16 protein-coding genes are annotated in these 16,144 nt (G+C 64.3%); 7 read left to right on the forward strand and 9 right to left on the reverse strand.

Annotated elements, in window-relative coordinates:
* The first annotated feature begins 34 nt into the window (after window positions 1–34).
* Window positions 35–1,186 (forward strand): acetylornithine deacetylase, encoded by a 1,152-nt coding sequence (argE, locus tag LB528_RS10865; protein ID WP_224714861.1) that lies wholly within the window; start codon window positions 35–37, stop codon window positions 1,184–1,186.
* A gap of 12 nt (window positions 1,187–1,198) precedes the next feature.
* Here argE and LB528_RS10870 read toward each other — a convergent pair whose 3' ends face one another.
* From LB528_RS10870 to LB528_RS10890, 5 genes are read right to left on the reverse strand one after another with little or no spacing between them, the layout of a single operon-like run.
* Window positions 1,199–2,134 (reverse strand): LysR family transcriptional regulator, encoded by a 936-nt coding sequence (locus LB528_RS10870; protein WP_224514737.1) that lies wholly within the window; start codon window positions 2,132–2,134, stop codon window positions 1,199–1,201.
* A gap of 50 nt (window positions 2,135–2,184) precedes the next feature.
* On the reverse strand, window positions 2,185–3,675 hold the full coding sequence (locus tag LB528_RS10875; protein ID WP_224714862.1) for an aldehyde dehydrogenase: 1,491 nt from the start codon (window positions 3,673–3,675) through the stop codon (window positions 2,185–2,187).
* Between the two features lie 22 nt (window positions 3,676–3,697).
* The gene (locus LB528_RS10880; protein ID WP_224714863.1) at window positions 3,698–4,372 is read right to left on the reverse strand and encodes a DUF1028 domain-containing protein; all 675 of its coding nucleotides are present in this window, start codon (window positions 4,370–4,372) and stop codon (window positions 3,698–3,700) included.
* A 5-nt stretch (window positions 4,373–4,377) separates the two neighbouring features.
* Window positions 4,378–4,794 (reverse strand): RidA family protein, encoded by a 417-nt coding sequence (locus LB528_RS10885; RefSeq protein WP_224514743.1) that lies wholly within the window; start codon window positions 4,792–4,794, stop codon window positions 4,378–4,380.
* Window positions 4,795–4,829: 35 nt separating this feature from the next.
* Window positions 4,830–6,104, reverse strand: a complete 1,275-nt coding sequence (locus LB528_RS10890; RefSeq protein WP_224714864.1) for a flavin-containing monooxygenase — start codon at window positions 6,102–6,104, stop codon at window positions 4,830–4,832.
* 355 nt (window positions 6,105–6,459) lie between these two features.
* On the opposite strand from LB528_RS10890, the gene LB528_RS10895 reads away from it, so the two are divergent.
* On the forward strand, window positions 6,460–8,079 hold the full coding sequence (locus tag LB528_RS10895; protein ID WP_224714865.1) for a GMC family oxidoreductase: 1,620 nt from the start codon (window positions 6,460–6,462) through the stop codon (window positions 8,077–8,079).
* A 156-nt stretch (window positions 8,080–8,235) separates the two neighbouring features.
* Here LB528_RS10895 and LB528_RS10900 read toward each other — a convergent pair whose 3' ends face one another.
* The 3 genes from LB528_RS10900 to LB528_RS10910 all read right to left on the reverse strand — a co-directional run bounded on the left by LB528_RS10900 (window position 8,236) and on the right by LB528_RS10910 (window position 10,994).
* Entirely contained in the window at window positions 8,236–8,994 is a 759-nt protein-coding gene (locus tag LB528_RS10900) for an ABC transporter ATP-binding protein (RefSeq protein WP_224514871.1), read from the reverse strand.
* A 122-nt stretch (window positions 8,995–9,116) separates the two neighbouring features.
* Entirely contained in the window at window positions 9,117–9,920 is an 804-nt protein-coding gene (locus LB528_RS10905) for an ABC transporter permease (protein ID WP_224514747.1), read from the reverse strand.
* Between the two features lie 90 nt (window positions 9,921–10,010).
* Complete coding sequence (locus LB528_RS10910; protein WP_224514748.1) at window positions 10,011–10,994, reverse strand: ABC transporter substrate-binding protein; 984 nt, start codon at window positions 10,992–10,994, stop codon at window positions 10,011–10,013.
* Window positions 10,995–11,502: 508 nt separating this feature from the next.
* On the opposite strand from LB528_RS10910, the gene LB528_RS30170 reads away from it, so the two are divergent.
* The 5 genes from LB528_RS30170 (at window position 11,503) to pqqE (ending at window position 14,863) form a co-directional block, all read left to right on the forward strand.
* Window positions 11,503–11,637: a hypothetical protein gene (locus LB528_RS30170; protein WP_263484085.1), complete on the forward strand. Its 135-nt coding sequence runs from the start codon at window positions 11,503–11,505 to the stop codon at window positions 11,635–11,637.
* Between the two features lie 133 nt (window positions 11,638–11,770).
* The gene (gene pqqB, locus LB528_RS10915) at window positions 11,771–12,709 is read left to right on the forward strand and encodes a pyrroloquinoline quinone biosynthesis protein PqqB (RefSeq protein ID WP_224514749.1); all 939 of its coding nucleotides are present in this window, start codon (window positions 11,771–11,773) and stop codon (window positions 12,707–12,709) included.
* Window positions 12,706–13,464 (forward strand): pyrroloquinoline-quinone synthase PqqC, encoded by a 759-nt coding sequence (pqqC, locus tag LB528_RS10920; protein ID WP_224514750.1) that lies wholly within the window; start codon window positions 12,706–12,708, stop codon window positions 13,462–13,464. The genes pqqB and pqqC overlap by 4 nt, the downstream gene beginning before the upstream one ends.
* Entirely contained in the window at window positions 13,461–13,757 is a 297-nt protein-coding gene (gene pqqD / locus LB528_RS10925; protein WP_224514751.1) for a pyrroloquinoline quinone biosynthesis peptide chaperone PqqD, read from the forward strand. Before pqqC ends, pqqD begins: the two co-directional genes overlap by 4 nt.
* On the forward strand, window positions 13,754–14,863 hold the full coding sequence (gene pqqE / locus LB528_RS10930; RefSeq protein WP_224514752.1) for a pyrroloquinoline quinone biosynthesis protein PqqE: 1,110 nt from the start codon (window positions 13,754–13,756) through the stop codon (window positions 14,861–14,863). The genes pqqD and pqqE overlap by 4 nt, the downstream gene beginning before the upstream one ends.
* A gap of 65 nt (window positions 14,864–14,928) precedes the next feature.
* On the opposite strand, the gene uxuA is transcribed toward pqqE, so the two are convergent.
* Window positions 14,929–16,113 carry a mannonate dehydratase gene (gene uxuA / locus LB528_RS10935; RefSeq protein WP_224714866.1) on the reverse strand — a complete coding sequence of 395 codons (1,185 nt, stop codon included), beginning with the start codon at window positions 16,111–16,113 and terminating at the stop codon, window positions 14,929–14,931.
* Window positions 16,114–16,144 lie beyond the last annotated feature (31 nt).

Raw genomic sequence — 16,144 nt, forward strand, 5'->3', positions numbered from 1 at the left:
TAGAGAACGGCTGCGGCAACGGGACCAGACAAGAATGGACAGCGTCAGAATACTCGAGCGGTTGATCGCCTTCCCGACGGTGAGCCACGACTCTAACCTTGACCTCATCGGCTATGCGGTGGCCCTGCTTCAAGCAAACGGCATCGCCTCCCAGATCATCCACAGTCCGGACGGGCACAAGGCCAATCTTTTCGCCACGATCGGCCCGGCCGATAAGCCCGGCATCATGCTCTCCGGTCACACGGACGTCGTCCCCGTCGATGGCCAGAACTGGACGCTGCCGCCATTCGCCATGACCGCGCGCGACGGCAGGCTTTACGGGCGCGGCGCGGCGGACATGAAGGGCTTTGTGGCCTCAGCTCTCGCGGCGTGTCTCAAGGCCTCGAAGATGACGCTTCGCACGCCCTTGCATCTGGCGCTCTCCTACGACGAGGAAGTCGGCTGCCTGGGCGTCCGCCACCTGATCGAAATGCTGAGCGCTGCACCGCAACGCCCGTTGCTGTGCATCGTCGGCGAGCCGACCAACATGCAGGTGGCGACGGGGCACAAGGGTAAGCTTGCAGCGCGCGCCCTCTGCAGAGGACGCGAAGGCCATTCGGCGCTCGCCCCGCTGGCGCTCAACGCCATCCATCTCGGTTGCGATTTCGTGCGGGCGCTTCGCGACGAACAGGACCGGCTGGCACGCGAAGGCGCTCGCGATGGCGACTATGACATTCCCTACACGACTGTGCATGTGGGCAAAATCAATGCCGGCGTGGCGCTCAACATCGTGCCCAATCTCTGCCAGGTCGATTTCGAGATCCGCAACATCGCCGCCGACGATGCCGCCGGCATTCTCGACAGGCTTCGCGGCGCCGCGGCACGCATTGCAGCCGACGCCGCTTTGATCGCGCCCGAAGCCGCGATCGACATCGAGATCACCAACACCTATCCGGGCCTCGACACGCCGGTCGCTTCGGAAGCGGTCGCCTTCGTCAAATCGCTGGCCGGCGCCAACGATACCATGAAGGTCGCGTTCGGCACGGAAGGCGGATTGTTCAGCCGCGATCTCGGCACGCCGGCCGTCGTCTGCGGACCGGGCTCGATGGCGCAGGGGCACAAGCCGGAGGAATTTATCAGCGTGGAACAACTGCGGCGTTGCGACGAGATGCTGGAGAGGCTGCTGTCGCGGCTCGCCGACGGCTGACCGTGACCAGGCTTATTTGACGATACGTTCGGTGCCGAAGACCCCTTGCTCGACAACGAAGCGGCGGCAGTGGTCGATGAAGGCTTGCACCGTCAGCGTGCGATGCTCGGCATTCGGCAGCGCAATTCCCATGGTCAGCGGCCTGAGGTCGCCCAGCAGGGGCACGAAGACCAGCAGCTTGCCGTCCGGCGACATGGTGTTGAGCGGCCGCATGTTGGCGATGCCGTAGCCGAAGCCATTGGCGACCATCGAGCGCATCACGGCGATGTCGCCGGTGCGCTCGGCGATCTTTGGCCGCAGGCCCTTGGGCTGGAAAGCCGACAGGAAATATTCGCGGCTGTAGGGCAAATCGAGCAGTACCATCGGCTCATCGACCAGTTCCTCGGGGGTGATGCCCGCCCTCCCCGCCAGGCGATGCGCGGCCGGCAGCATCACATAGGCCGGCAGCTGCATCAGCGGCTCGAACGTCATATCCTGCGACAGTTCGAGATCGTAGGTCAGTGCTGCGTCTATTTCGCCACGCTGCAGCATCTCGAATAACTGCCCCTGGTTGCGCTCGAACTGTCGGACGCGCACATCCGGATAGGCGTCCTCGAATTTGCGGCGCAGCGCCGGCAGCACGATCTGTGCGAAAGTCAGAAGGCAGCCGATCGCCAGCGGTCCGCGCACCTTTTCCGCGATATCGCCGGCAATGTCATGCAGCGCATCGGCGTCGTTGAGCAGCCGCGCGGCTTCCTTGAGGAACAGGCGCCCGCCCGCCGTGAGGGCAAGCGCGTGCGAGTGCTTGCGCACGAAGAGCTGGACGCCGAACTCCGCCTCGAGCTGGGCGATCGAAGCCGAGATCGACGGCGGCGACACGTTCACCTGCTCGGCTGCCTTGGCGATAGAGCCTGCCTCGCCGACGGCGACGAAGTACTCGAGTTGTCTGAGTGTGAAACGAAGCGGCATGGGCTTCTATGATGCCCGTTTGGTCGCTGCAATCAAGTCGCGGCCGCTCCTCAATACCTGATCCAGGTGGTCTTCAGCGCGGTATATTTGTCGAGCGCGTGCAGCGACAGGTCGCGCCCGAAGCCGGACTGCTTGAAACCGCCGAAGGGCGTCATCGGGCTCAGCGCGTCGACAGTATTCACCGAAACCGTGCCCACCCGCAGTCTTTCCGCGATGCGGTGTGCCCGCGACAGGCTGTCGGTCCAAAGCGACGCTGCAAGGCCGTAGACGCTGTCATTGGCAATCCGCAGCGCCTCCTCTTCGCTGTCGAAGGCGATGACCGACAGCACCGGACCGAATATCTCGTCGCGGGCGAGCGGATCCTCGGGCGAGACATTGTCGAAGATCGTCGGCTGCACGAAGCTGCCGCGCCCGCCGACCGAGATCCGGCCGCCGCCGGCGACCAGCCGTGCCGACTGCCTGCCGCCATCGATGAAGCGCATCACCGTAGCGGCGTGCCGCGCATCCACCATCGCGCCCATCCTGGATGCCGGGTCGAGAGGGTCGCCGGGTTGCGTCGCCGCCGCACGCTCCGCCAGCTTCTCGACCAGCGCATCCTTGATGCCGCGTTCCACCAGCAGCCGGGAATTGGCCGAGCAGACCTGGCCCTGGTTGAAGAAGATGCCGAAGGCGGCCATGTCGGCCGCCGCATCCAGATCGCCGCAGTCCGCGAACACCAGATTGGGGCTCTTGCCGCCGGCCTCCAGCCAGACCTGCTTCATGTTCGACTGGCCGGAATATTGCAGGAACAGCTTGCCTACGGCGGTCGATCCGGTGAAGGCGAGGCAATCGACATCCATATGCCGGCCCAGCGCCTGGCCGGCGGTCTCGCCGAGGCCCGGCACCACATTGAGCACCCCGGCGGGCAGGCCCGCCTCCATGGCGAACTCGGCCAGCCTGAGCGCCGAGAAAGGCGATTGCTCGGCCGGCTTTAGCACCACCGAATTGCCCGCGGCCAGCGCGGGCGCGCATTTCCAGGTCGCCATGTCGAGCGGGAAATTCCAAGGCACAACCGCGCCCACGACGCCAAGCGGCTCGCGCCGCACCAAAGCGAGGTCGCCTTGCCCCGTCGGGGCTACCTCGTCATAGACCTTGTCGATCGCCTCGCCATACCACTGGAAGATCGCCGCCGAGCCCGGCACGTCTATGGTGGCGGCGTCCTTGACCAGCTTGCCCATGTCCAGCGATTCCAGCAGCGCGAGCTCCGGCAGGTTCTCGCGCAGCAATTCCGCCAGCCGCAGCAGCACTTGCTTGCGATGCGCGGGGGCTGCTCGCGACCAGACGCCGGCCTCAAAACTGCGCCGCGCCGCCGCGACGGCAAGGTCAATGTCCTCTTCACCGCAGGAGGCGACCTCGGCGAGCGTCGCTCCCGTGGCCGGATTGACGCTGGCGAAGGTCCGGCCGGAGCGCGCCGGCACCGGCTTGCCGTCGATGAAGGCCTTGTCGCGGAAGCGGATCGCCGACGCCTTGCGGACCCACTCCTTGTGGCTGAGTTCGCTCATGCTCGCTCCAGAACTGGCCGGACTATTCGTCACCGGGGACGCCGTAGCTTGGCGCATCGGACGGATTGAGGGCGCGGGTGACGTAGGCATCGAGCTGGGGCTTGTAGATGTCCCACAGTCCCGCCAGCTGCTCGATCGGACATACTTCCGTCCAGTCGCAACGCAGGTCGGCCACGGGCCAGGATACATCGCGGACCAGCTTCATGCCGGCGGAGCGGACGGGACCCGCTTCCCCGCCGGCTTGAAGCGCGGCACGCATCGTGACGATCAGCCGGTCACCGAGATCGCCTTCGGAGGCAAGGAAGGCGTCGACCATGGCTTGCGGAACGCCGGCGTTCGCGAGCAGGTTGCCGCCGCAGGCAACGTCCTCGCCGCGCGCCTCGGCCCAGATGCCGAGCGCTTTCGGCCCGGAGTGGACCGCACTGCCGCCCGCGGCGTCTACAGACAGTATCTGCCGGTACTCGATAAAAGCGCCCGTGTGCTTGAGGATCGCGACCGCCTCCGTGGCGGAAGCGCCACGCGCCATCAGTTCCAATGCTCGAGGCCCGAGCGTGGGGTCGGTGACGTTCTGGCTGGCAACCGCGCCGACGCCCGCCTGCGCATAGGAACAACGCGCCGCGACCGCGGGAGACGACGACGACACCGCCACCCCGAACATGCCTGTGCGCCTGCAGCGCGCGACGATGGAGAAGGTCATGGCGCTTAGTCCGGAATGACGGCGGTGCCGTCGATCTCGACCAGCCATTCCGGCCGCGCAAGCGCCGACACGACCAGGCCGGTCGAAACCGGATGCACGCCCTTGATATATTCGCCCATCGTCCGGTAGACGGCCTCGCGATGGCGAACGTCGGTGATATAGACCACCACCTTCACCAGATGCTCCATCGTGCCGCCGCACTCCCCGATGAGCTGCTTGATGTTCTGCATCACCTTGTGGGTCTGCTCGACCGGATCGTGGCTGTCGATGTTCTTGGCGGTGTCGAGGTCCTGCGGGCACTGGCCGCGCAGATAGACGGTGCGGCCGCCGCGTGTGACGACGGCCTGGCAGAGATCGTTATCGAGCTTCTGCTCGGGATAGGTGTCCTTGGAGTTGAATTTGCGAATTCGCGTATGCGCCATCTTGGTCTCCATGAGGATCGGGCTCGCAGCTTTGGTCAGGCGTCCACGGGCTCGCGCTTGGCGGCGGCGTGGTAGGCCAGATATTTGCGCTGCGTCGAAATACGGTCTGCCACATGCTTGGCATCATGCCAGACGCCCCAGATGAAGCTCGACCCCCTGCGCGACTGCCAGGGCAACCCAAGGAAATAGATCCCGGGCTCGGTCGAGACGCCCCGCTGATGCCTTGGCCGGCCCCTCTCGTCGAAAGCGTCGACCTTCAGCCAGCTGTAATCGACGGCGAAGCCCGTCGCCCAGATGATCGTCGCGATCCCGGCCTCGGTCAGATCGAGCTCGAGGATCGGATTGGTCACGCAGTCCGGATCGGGGTCGATTTTGCGAAGAGCAGGCTCTTCCGGAAGGTCGAGGCCGTTGCGCTCGACATAGGCGTCGGCCTCGTCCAGCAGCGACATCAGGCTGGCGTCGCCCCTGGCGATATTCTTCGCTAGGTCGGGCGCGAAACTCATCACCCCGTCCTGGTATGCCTTTGTCATGCCGACGAGCGTGAGCCCCTGCGCGGCCAGGCGGCGGAAGTCGATCGTCTCGCCGCCGCGCGCGCCACTCACCGCGATCGTGACATGCTCCGTTCCGGGCCCCGGGGTTTCGAGGTCCCATTTGCCGAGCACGCCCAGCCACCAGCAGAAGTCGCGCCCGCGATAAGCGCGCGGCGGCCGATCATGCGGGCCGACCGAAAGATAGACGCGCCTGCCTGAGCGCTGCAGCTCGTCGGCAATCTGCACGCCCGAGGATCCGGCGCCGACCACCAGCACCGCGCCCTTTGGTAGCTGCGCCGGATTGCGGTAGGCGCTGGAGTGGATTTGCAGAATGCCGGCATCGTCAGGAACGAGAGGCGGGATGACCGGGACCTGGAAAGGCCCGGTCGCGGCCACGACGCTGTTGGCTTCGATCACCCCACCCGATGTCTCGACGCGAAATCCCGGACGGCCGACATTCCTCTGCACCAGCTTGACCTCCACGCCGCAGCGGATCGGCGCATTGATCTGCTTTGCATAGGCGACGAAATAGTCGGCGACCTCCTCCTTGGAAGGAAAGCCGTCGGGACCCGTCACCGGAAACTCCATGCCCGGAAACCGGTCATGCCAGGCCGGGCCATTGGCGACCAGGGAGTCCCATCGCTGTGAGCGCCAGCGCTCGGCGATCCGGCCGCGTTCGAGGACGAGATGAGGCACCCCGCATTTGCTCAGATGCTCGCTCATGGCCACTCCAGCCTGGCCGCCGCCGACGACGAGCGTGTCTACCTTCTCAACCGACATGCTCAGTCCTCTTCTGACCATCCGACAGCTTCCGCCGCGCGGGATGAAAACGATCTCTGGCAGTTGGTGGATGCAGCCAGGCTGCCATCCGACCGCTTCTCTGCTGGCGCTCACAAGTAGCAGCACGTGCCGGCGGGCGCCCATAACGAATCTCCGAAGTCACGCGTAACCATTTCCGAATTTCTCGCACCGATAGACGCACCTAGAGTCCCGGCGGTCGGATCGACAGCGCTGCATGAGGTGGCGGGCGAGGCCGGACATGTGTCCGCGCGGAACTGGTTCCGGAACAAGGATACGCCTTCGCGGCGGCCGGTTCTGCCATGCCTCGAGCGCCGGCATTCTCGAGGGGCTGGGCATGAAAACTGAAAGCTTTGACTACATCGTCGTCGGCGCCGGCTCGGCCGGTTGCGTGGTCGCCAATCGGCTGAGCGCCGATCCGTCGGTCACAGTGTGCCTGATCGAGGCCGGCGGCAGCGACAGCAGCCTGCGGGTCAGAGTGCCGGCAGGCATTCTCTCGCTCTACGGCAACCCGAACTACGACTATTGTTTCGTCGGGGTACCGCAACCGCAGCTCAACAATCGCAGGATTCCGGTCAACCGCGGCAAGGCGCTGGGCGGATCGAGCTCGATCAATTCGATGGTCTATATTCGCGGCGCCGCCGAGGACTATGACGAGTGGGCCGAACTTGGCTGCGCCGGCTGGGCTTATGACGATGTGCTGCCGCTATTCAAGAAACTGGAGCGCAACCTGCTTGCCCAGGACCCGCGCTATCACGGTACTGAAGGTGAGTTGCTGGTCGACAATCCGCGCGATCCGAACGAGCTTTCCGCGATGTTCGTGAAAGCTGGCGCAAGCGCCGGCCTGCCCGCCAACACCGACTTCAATGCGGCAAGCCAGTTCGGCCTCGGGATCTACAACGTCACGCAGGATCGCGGGCAGCGCTTCAGCAGCTTCAGCGCCTTCATGCGCCCGGTGCTCGACCGCAAGAACCTGACGCTGCTCAGCGAATGCGAGGTGATCGACCTCGTCATTGCCGAAGGGCGCGCCACGGGTATGCGCGTGCGTCATGGCGGCCAGCAGAAGACGCTCTCGGCCGGCCGTGAGATCGTGCTTTCGGCCGGCGCCATCAACTCGCCCAAGATCCTGATGGCGTCCGGCATCGGGCCGGCAGCCGATCTCAAGCAGATCGGCATCACGCCGGTCCTCGACCTGCCGGGCGTCGGCAAGAACCTGCAGGACCATGTCGACGGCATGATCACCGTGCGCTCCAAGAGCACCAGGACGCTCGGCCTCTCACTCGCCAACCTGCCGCGCATGGCGGCGGCGCCCTTCCAGTATTTCGCCCGCCGCAAGGGCATGCTCACCACCAACTATGTCGAAGCCGGCGGCTTCGCGAAGACCAGCCACGCCAACGGCCTTCCGGACATCCAGTTCCATTTCGTGCCGGGCTATCGCAGCCATCGCGGCAGGCTGATCGAATACGGCCACGGCTACGCCATTCACACTTGCGTGCTCAGACCGAAAAGCGTGGGCGAGATCAGGTTGTCGCGCGACAATTCTCGCCGCGACGTCCTGATCGACCACCGCTTCTTCACCCATGAAGACGACGCCATGGTGCTGGTGGAAGGCATCAAGATCGCGCGCCGGATTTTTGCCTCGTCCGAGTTCGACGCCGTGCGCGGCAAGGAGATGCTGCCGGGCAAGGATGTCCGAACCGACGACGAGATCCTGGCCTATCTGCGCGCCGAGGCGCTGACCGTCTATCACCCGGTCGGAACCTGCAAGATGGGAACGGATGACATGGCTGTGGTCGATCCGGCGACGCTCAAGGTGAGAGGCGTGGATGGGCTCCGGGTCGCCGATGCCTCCGTCATGCCGAAGCTGATCGGCGGCAACACCAACGCGCCAAGCATGATGATCGGGCAAAAGGCTTCGGAGATGATCCTCGGCCCGGCGCATCGCGCGCAAAGGTAAAGATCCCTCCGCCCTTCACGTTTGAGGGCAGTTCAGCGTTTCTATGCAGAACTGCCCCCAACTATTTGTGATTGCTTGCGAGTGCTCTAAAATGCGTAACGCGCTTTAAGCCTTGTTTAAGCCCTCCCAAAACCGCTGCGAATTTGGGGCGGCGGATTAGTGATCCTCGTCGATCTCGTCGTGCAGAAGGCCGAGGATGCGGCGCTTGAGCGCGATGAAGTCGGGTTCGAGGATTACATCCATCGAACGCGGCCGAGGAATGTCGACCTTGATCTCGGCCTTGATCTTGCCGGGCCTTGCCGTCATCACCAGCACGCGGTCGCCGAGCACCAGCGCCTCGTCGATATCGTGGGTGACGAAGAGCACCGTCTTCTGCTGCCGCTCCCAGACGCGCAGAAGCAGCTTCTGCATGGTGCCGCGCGTCTGGCTGTCGAGCGCGCCGAACGGCTCGTCCATCAAGAGGACGGCAGGGTCGTTGGCCAGGGCGCGCGCGATCGCCACGCGCTGCTTCATGCCGCCCGACAACTGGGCGGGGTAGTGATTCGCAAAAGACGCGAGGCCAACCTCGTTGAGATACTGGTCGACGATCTGCTTTCGCTGCTCCGCTGGCAGGCCTTTGCGCTTCGGCCCGTATTCGATGTTGGCGCGCACCGTGAGCCACGGGAACAAGGTGTAGCTCTGGAACACCATGCCCCTGTCGGCGCCGGGCTCGATCACTTCCCGGCCGTCGACCTTGATGCTGCCCGAGGTCGCGTCATTGAGGCCGGCGGCAAGGTAGAGCAGGCTGGATTTGCCGCATCCAGAAGGGCCGACGATGACGCAGAATTCGTTCTTGGCCACCTTCAGCGACACATCGTCCAGCGCCAGCACGCCATTGGCATCGCCGTAGCGCAATGTCACGTCCTCGATGGCCATCGTGGTCCCGGCCGAACGCGGATCGCCGGATGCATGGACCGTGCCGGCCGGATGGTTCGCCTTGACGGTTTCGGTCATCACTACCCTTGATCCGGCTGCGGTTTGCGAGGATGCGTTCAAGATCAAGGTGCCCATGGCGCGACCCTTGCCCGGAGAATGCGGAATGCCGTGTCGGTGATCAGGCCCAGAAGCCCGATCGCGGCGATCGCCATGAAGATCACATCCACCTGGAAGCCGCGCATTGCCTTGAGGCTGATATAGCCGAGGCCGCTCGACGCGGCGACGAGCTCGGCAACGACCAGATAGGTCCAGGCCCAGCCCATGGTGACGCGAAGCGTGTCGAGGATCGCCGGAAGCGCTGCAGGAAAAATGACGTGCCACACCGCTTCGCTGCGCTTGGTGCCCAAAGTGTAGGAGGCGTTGACCAGGTCCCTGGAGACGCCGCGCGCGCAGTCGGAGATCATCACCAGTTGCTGGAAGAACGTGCCGAAGAAAATGACCGCTATGCGCTGTTCGATGCCGATGCCGATCCAAAGGATGAACAGCGGCACGAAGGAGGTCACCGGCAGATAGCGGATGAAATTGACCAGCGGCTCCAGCGGCGCCTGAACCGCCCGATAGGTCCCCATCCACAGTCCCAGCGGCACCGCGATGAGCGAGGAGACGATGAAGCCCAGGATCACCACCTTGGCGCTTGTCAAAGTGTGGTAGAGAAGGCTGCCGTCCAGAGACATGCGATAGGTCGTCTCGAGCACGGTTCCAGGTGTCGGCAGGAACATGTTCGGCACGACGCGGCCATAGGACAGCAACGCCCAGCCGCCGATCACGACCACCCACATCGCCAGCGCAAGCGTGGTGGCCGTGCTGGCGGGGATGTTGGCGAATGGGGTCGTCAGGCGTGTCCACGCCGTCCGCCTTTGTGCCATGAGATGGCCTCCGTTGATTTCAGGCCTGAAACTCAGGCGTTCGAGAAGCAGGATCGGCCCGACGGGCCGACCCCCGGCCATCCCGATGGCCTACTGTTCCTTGATGAAATCGGTGTCGAGGATGGTTTTCGAGTCGATCGTCATCTTGAGCTTGCCGGCCTTGCCCCAGACGTCCTGCGCGAAATTTACCAGGTCGGCCGCTTCGCTCTTCTGCGGCGTGCCGAAGAATTCCAGGTTGCGGGCGCGATCGTAGTAGCGCACGCCCTTGGCGCCGGCTGCGAAATCCTCCGGCTTCTCGAGATAGCCGCCAATGCCCTTGGCCATGATCTCATAGGCCTTGTCCGGGTTGGTCTTGATGTAGTCGACCGCCTTGTAATAGCCCTTGATGAGAGCTTTCACGTCCTCTGGGTGCTTCTCGATCAGGTCGCATTTGAGCGCGATCACATCGACGATCAGGCCGGGGGTGGTCGTGGAATCGATCAGCACCTTGCCCTTCCCGCCCTTGCGGACTTCGGTGAGGTGCGGCTCCCACGTCACGGCTGCGGGTACCTGGCCGGCGATGAAGGCGGTGGCCGCGTCGTCGGCGGTCATGTTAGTGATGGTGACGTCGTCCTCGGTCATGCCTTCCTTTTTCAGGAGCACATTGAACCAGAATTCGGAAATGGAGCCCTCGTTCAAGGCCACCTGCTGGCCCTTCAGATCCTTGAGCGACTTGACATCGGGCTGCGTGACGACGCCGTCGCCGCCATGGCTGTCGTCGAGCGCCACCACATATTTGAAGCAGAGCTCCTCGGAGCGGTATTTCATCAGCTCGTCAACGGTGGAAGCGGCGCCGTCGAGGTCGCCGCCTGCGACCGCCGCCATGTAAAGCGCTGATTCTTCTATGATCTTCAGGTCGACATCGACGCCGGCTTCCTTGAAGTAGCCGAGGTCACGGGCGAGAAACAGCGGCCCGTAGCCCACCCAGGTGGTCATGCCGAGGCGAATGGCGCCGGCATTGGCGGGAGCGGCAAGCCCCAGGCCCAGCAGGCCTGCGCTGACCGCCGTCATCAGGCAATTTCGGAATGTCTTCATTGTCGTGGTTCCCCATGGCTGTTGCCGGCGTCGGCCCCATTCAAGCGGCCTATGCCAAGCGGCGTTTTGGCAGCCGCTCTCTTGTTATGCGTCGCCTCCCGGGCGGGCCTAGCGTGTTCTAGGCCTGCAAGAGAGCACCCGGCCCGGATCGCAAAAAGAAGTCTTTTTCTGTCCTTTGCTTCGCCGAAACCGAAGCAGCAGGCTGAGCTTGGCTGATAAGCCTGAATTGAGGACGCCAGGTGAACCGTGGTTCCGGGGGCGCCGGCAGATATGCCGATGACCATGGAGGCTTGCCGGCCAAAGGGATTGTAGTGCGGTTTGCCCAATCGACGAGTATGATAACCCGATCCCGGCGACGCCGGGGCGAACTCGATGGGCGTGAAAACGAAAGAGGCGATAGAGGAAAGGAACCGATCTTCGATTTGGTTGTTTGAGAACCCGGTGTTTCATTTGTCCATTTGTGAGATGATGGACGAGCCGTTGCACCCGCCCGCAATGGGCCAACGACATGACCGGCCCCTTCGGGCTGGCAGAAGAGGACAATGCGATGAAGAAGAGCTGGAAGAAACCGACCATGTGCCAGGTCGCTGCGGGCTTCGAAATTTCGCGGTATCTGCCTGCTGAAATTCCTCCCAGGAAGTAGGCCGCAAGGTGCATGTCCCTGGCAGCAGGGGCATGCACTCCGCCGCATGTGAGGGCTTGCAGCGGGAAACGCGAATACCAAGCTGTCTGCCGCCGAAAAGCCGATCGGACGGGGCGCGGAGCGGGCGTTTGGCATGCGCGTGAAGATCATCGGATCGGCGGCGGGAGGCGGCTTCCCGCAATGGAATTGCAATTACCGCCTGAGCCGCGCGGCTCGCGCGGGCATGCCCGGCGTGCGTTCGCGAACCCAATCATCCATCGCCGTATCGGCGGACGGCACAGGTTGGGTTCTCTTCAACGCGTCGCCCGATATCCGCCAGCAGATTGCGCAAGCGCCCGAGCTTCAGCCCGCGGCTGACGCTCCGCTGCGCTCGACGCCGATCCGCGCGGTGGTGCTGACCAACGCCGACGTGGACCATGTCGCCGGCCTGCTGAGCCTGCGCGAGCGACAGCCTTTCGCGATCTATGCGACGGCACAGGTGCTGGCGACGCTGGAGGCGAATTCGATCTTCAATGTCCTCGACCCGGCGATCGTGCCCCGGCGCCTGCTGGCCCAGACGGAGGAGATGCCGATCTGCGGCGCGGACGGTCACCCGACCGGGGTGGTCGTCCGCAGCTTTCCGGTGCCCGGCAAGGTCGCGCTCTATCTTGAGCAAAGAGGCGATCTCGCCGCCGATTTCAGCTCCGACACGGGCGACACGATCGGCGTCCGCATCAGCGGGACCGGCGGTCGCGGCGCCGTCTTCTACGTTCCGGGCTGCGCGCGCATCGATGCCGCGTTGCGCACGCGCCTGGCGAATGCCGCCTGCCTTCTGTTCGACGGCACCGTCTATACGGACGAAGAGATGATAACCGCCTGCGTCGGCCAGAAAACCGGCGCGCGCATGGGGCACATCGCGATGTCCGGGGAAGCGGGTTCGATCGCCGGCCTGGCCGATGTGAAGATCGGTCGCCGTATCTTCATCCATATCAACAACACCAATCCTGTTCTGGACGAGAATTCCGCCGAACACGCGGCGGTCAAGGCGGCTGGCTGGGAAGTCGCCAGGGATGGCATGGAGATGGAATTTTGAGCGATTTCCACGACGCGGCCCGAGGCGGACTGTCCAAGAGCGAGTTCGAGGCAGTGCTGCGGCAGGTCGGCGACAAGCGCTACCACAACCGCCATCCTTTCCATCACAGGATGACCGGCGGCGCCTTGTCGAAGGCCGAAATGCAGGCCTGGGCGCTGAACCGTTATTGCTACCAGGCCGTCATTCCGCGCAAGGACGCCATGATCCTGGCGCGCGCCGAGGATCCGGCGTTCCGCGCCGCCTGGCGCAAACGCATCGAGGACCATGACGGCGAGGACGGATGGAGCGGCGGCATCGCGCGCTGGCTGCACCTGGCGACCTCGCTCGGGCTCGATGCCGAAGCGGTCAAGAGCGAAAGGTTGGCGCTCCCGGCGACCCGCTTCGCCGTCGGCGCCTATCTTTCCTTCTGCACAAACCATACGCTGCTCGAGGCGGTCGCGTCATCGCTGACCGAGATGTTCTCACCGACCATCATCGGCGAGCGGGTGCCGGCGATGCTGGCCAGATACGACTACATCACCGAGGATACGCTGGCCTATTTCACCCGCCGGCCCGAACAGGCATCGCGCGACGCCGACTTCGCCCTCGCCTACGTGCTCGCCCACGCCGACACGGCCGAACGCCAGCAGCAGGCGATCGATGCGCTGGTGTTCAAATGCGACATACTCTGGGCCATGCTCGATGCGCTCCAGCATGCTTATGGCGCGCCGGGAAACATACCGCCCGGCGCCTTCCGCCCGGAGGCGGCGCCATGACAGCGCTGCGCGACAGAGCCATCGTGTCGTTGCGGTCGGCGCCATCACTGCCCAGGCATGTGCGCATCCAGTACGATCCCGTGCGGCAGGCCTTCGCCGTGCTTTCGCCGGAGAAGGTCTTCTGGCCGAACGAGATCAGTCTCGACATACTGCGCCGCTGCGACGGCCGGTCCACGGTCGAGCGCATCATCGCCGATCTTGCGGCCGACTATGACGCGGATCCGGAGGACGTGGCGGCCGACGTCATCGCCTTCCTGCAGGAATGGTCGGACAAGCTTTTGGTGAAGCTATGAGTGCGCCCCTCCTGCCTCCGATCGGCATGCTGGCGGAACTGACGCATCGCTGCCCGCTGCAGTGCCCTTATTGCTCCAATCCGCTCGAACTGCTGAAGGCCAACTGCGAGCTCGACACGCAGACCTGGCTCGATCTCTTCTCGCAGGCCGCCGATCTCGGTGTCCTGCAGGTGCATCTTTCCGGCGGCGAGCCGACGCTGCGTCGCGACCTCGGGCAATTGATCGCCGGGCTTTCGGCCCGCGGCGTCTACACCAACCTCATCACCGCCGGCGTCGGCATTGCCGAGGGCCGCATCGAGGCCTTTGCCGAAGCCGGTCTTGACCATCTGCAACTAAGCTTCCAGGGCGCCCGTCCGGCGACCACCGACCGTATCGGCAACCACCGGGGCAGTCACGAGAAGAAGCTGGAGACGGCACGCCGCGCCCGCGCGGTCGGGCTGCCCCTCACCATCAATGCGCCGGTTCATCGCAATAACATCGAGGAAGTGCCGGAATTCATCGATCTCGCCCTCTCCTTGGATGCGGAGCGGCTGGAGATCGCCAACGTCCAATATGCCGGTTGGGCGCTCGCCAACCGCGACAGGCTGATGCCCGACCTGGCGGCGGTCAACCGGCAGGCGGACATTGTCGCGGCGGCGCGCGAAAGGCTCGCCGGCATCATGAACATCGATTTCGTCACGCCGGATTATTTTGCCATCTATCCCAAGCCATGCATGGGCGGCTGGGCGCGCGACGCCTTCATGGTGGCTCCCGACGGCACCGTGTTGCCGTGCCATGCCGCCCAGACCATTCCCTCGCTGCGCTTCGAGCGCTTCGGAGACTGGAGGCTCGCCGAAATCTGGGCCGATTCACCGGCATTCAACGCCTTCCGCGGCACCGACTGGATGCAGGAGCCATGCCGAAGCTGCGAGCGCCGCGAGGTCGATTGGGGCGGCTGCAGGTGTCAGGCGATGGCGATCGCCGGCGATGCGGCGGCAACGGATCCGGCCTGCATCAAGTCGCCGATCCACAAGCGAATGGCGATGCTGACCGACGCCGCGCAGGCAGCGCCGGAGGGAAATGAAAGCTTCATTTTCCGGCGGATCGGCGCCACACCCCCCACGTGACACGCGCGCTGAGCCTGGCCACCGATAACGGTCCGAAGGATACCCCGGCCTTGGTGGCAGTCACCTCAAGCCAGCCCGAACCGCTCGACGGCGCGCATGATGCCGCGCAACTCGGCAAGGCCCTTGAGCCGGCCGATCAGCGAGTAGCCGGGATTGATCTTGGTCTTGCCGATATCGTCGGCAAGCAGATGCCCATGATCGGGCCGCATCGGAATGCGCCAGTCGGCGCGGCCTTCCTTACGGCGACGCGCCTCCTCCTGCATCAGCGCGAGAATGACATGCGCCATGTCGGTGCCACCCTCGAGATGCTCGGCCTCGTGGAAGGAGCCGTCGTCCTCGATGGTGACATTGCGCAGATGGACGAAATGGATTCGCTCCGCGAATTCCTTGACCATCGCGACAATGTCGTTGTCGGCGCGCGTGCCGTAGGAGCCGGTGCAGAACGTCAACCCGTTGGCCCGGCTGTCGACAACATTGAGGATGAAGCGCACATCCTCGGCGGTCGAAACGATGCGCGGCAGGCCGTAGAGCGAGAATGGCGGATCGTCGGGATGGATGCACATGCGCACCCCCTCCTCCTCGGCCACCGGAATGATTTCGCGCAGGAACCAAGCGAGGTTCTCGCGCAATTCCTTCGGCCCGACTGCATCATAGTCAGCCAAGGCCTCGCGAAAGCTGTCGCGGTTGTAGGCGCGCTCGGTGGCCGGCAGGCCGGCGATGAGATTGCGCTCGATCCTGTCGATCTTCTCGTCGCCGAGCTCCTTCAGCCGCGCTTCCGCCTCGGCGATGCGGGCAGGCGTGTAGCGGGCCTCGGCATTCCGGCGCTTCAGCACGAACAGATCGTAAGCGGCGAAATCGATCGCATCGAAGCGCAGCGCGTAACCCGTCGTCGGCAGACGGTAGGCTAAATCCGTCCGCGTCCAGTCGACCACCGGCATGAAATTGTAGCAGATCGTCGCGATGCCGGCCTTCGCCAGGGCCCGGATCGTATCCTTGTAGAAGCCGACATAGCGGAGCCGCTCCGGCGAACCGATCTTGATCGAGTTATGGACGGGAATGCTCTCGACCACCGACCAGGTCAGCTCCGCCGCCTCGATGATGCGCTTGCGCTCGAGGATGTTTTCCAGCGGCCAGACACGCCCGTCATAGATGTCGTGCAGGGCCGAAACCACGCCTGTCGCGCCCGCCTGCTTGACATGATCGAGTGTCACCGGATCGTCCGGGCCATACCAGCGCCAGCATTGTTCCATTGCCGCTTTCCTCCGCGAGGTGGGCAACTTA

Source organism: Mesorhizobium sp. CA4 (genome assembly GCF_020165075.1).
Lineage (GTDB): Bacteria > Pseudomonadota > Alphaproteobacteria > Rhizobiales > Rhizobiaceae > Mesorhizobium.

Bases quoted from the DNA above. Each gene is read 5' to 3' on its own strand.
- pqqB (WP_224514749.1), top strand. From the start codon at position 11,771: ATGCGCGTGAAGATCATCGGATCGGCGGCGGGAGGCGGCTTCCCGCAA.
- LB528_RS10875 (WP_224714862.1), bottom strand. From the start codon at position 3,675: ATGAGCGAACTCAGCCACAAGGAGTGGGTCCGCAAGGCGTCGGCGATC.
- LB528_RS10895 (WP_224714865.1), top strand. From the start codon at position 6,460: ATGAAAACTGAAAGCTTTGACTACATCGTCGTCGGCGCCGGCTCGGCC.
- LB528_RS30170 (WP_263484085.1), top strand. From the start codon at position 11,503: ATGACCGGCCCCTTCGGGCTGGCAGAAGAGGACAATGCGATGAAGAAG.
- LB528_RS10890 (WP_224714864.1), bottom strand. From the start codon at position 6,104: ATGTCGGTTGAGAAGGTAGACACGCTCGTCGTCGGCGGCGGCCAGGCT.
- LB528_RS10885 (WP_224514743.1), bottom strand. From the start codon at position 4,794: ATGGCGCATACGCGAATTCGCAAATTCAACTCCAAGGACACCTATCCC.
- LB528_RS10870 (WP_224514737.1), bottom strand. From the start codon at position 2,134: ATGCCGCTTCGTTTCACACTCAGACAACTCGAGTACTTCGTCGCCGTC.
- LB528_RS10880 (WP_224714863.1), bottom strand. From the start codon at position 4,372: ATGACCTTCTCCATCGTCGCGCGCTGCAGGCGCACAGGCATGTTCGGG.
- pqqD (WP_224514751.1), top strand. From the start codon at position 13,461: ATGACAGCGCTGCGCGACAGAGCCATCGTGTCGTTGCGGTCGGCGCCA.
- pqqE (WP_224514752.1), top strand. From the start codon at position 13,754: ATGAGTGCGCCCCTCCTGCCTCCGATCGGCATGCTGGCGGAACTGACG.
- uxuA (WP_224714866.1), bottom strand. From the start codon at position 16,113: ATGGAACAATGCTGGCGCTGGTATGGCCCGGACGATCCGGTGACACTC.
- LB528_RS10910 (WP_224514748.1), bottom strand. From the start codon at position 10,994: ATGAAGACATTCCGAAATTGCCTGATGACGGCGGTCAGCGCAGGCCTG.
- LB528_RS10900 (WP_224514871.1), bottom strand. From the start codon at position 8,994: ATGGCCATCGAGGACGTGACATTGCGCTACGGCGATGCCAATGGCGTG.
- LB528_RS10905 (WP_224514747.1), bottom strand. From the start codon at position 9,920: ATGGCACAAAGGCGGACGGCGTGGACACGCCTGACGACCCCATTCGCC.
- argE (WP_224714861.1), top strand. From the start codon at position 35: ATGGACAGCGTCAGAATACTCGAGCGGTTGATCGCCTTCCCGACGGTG.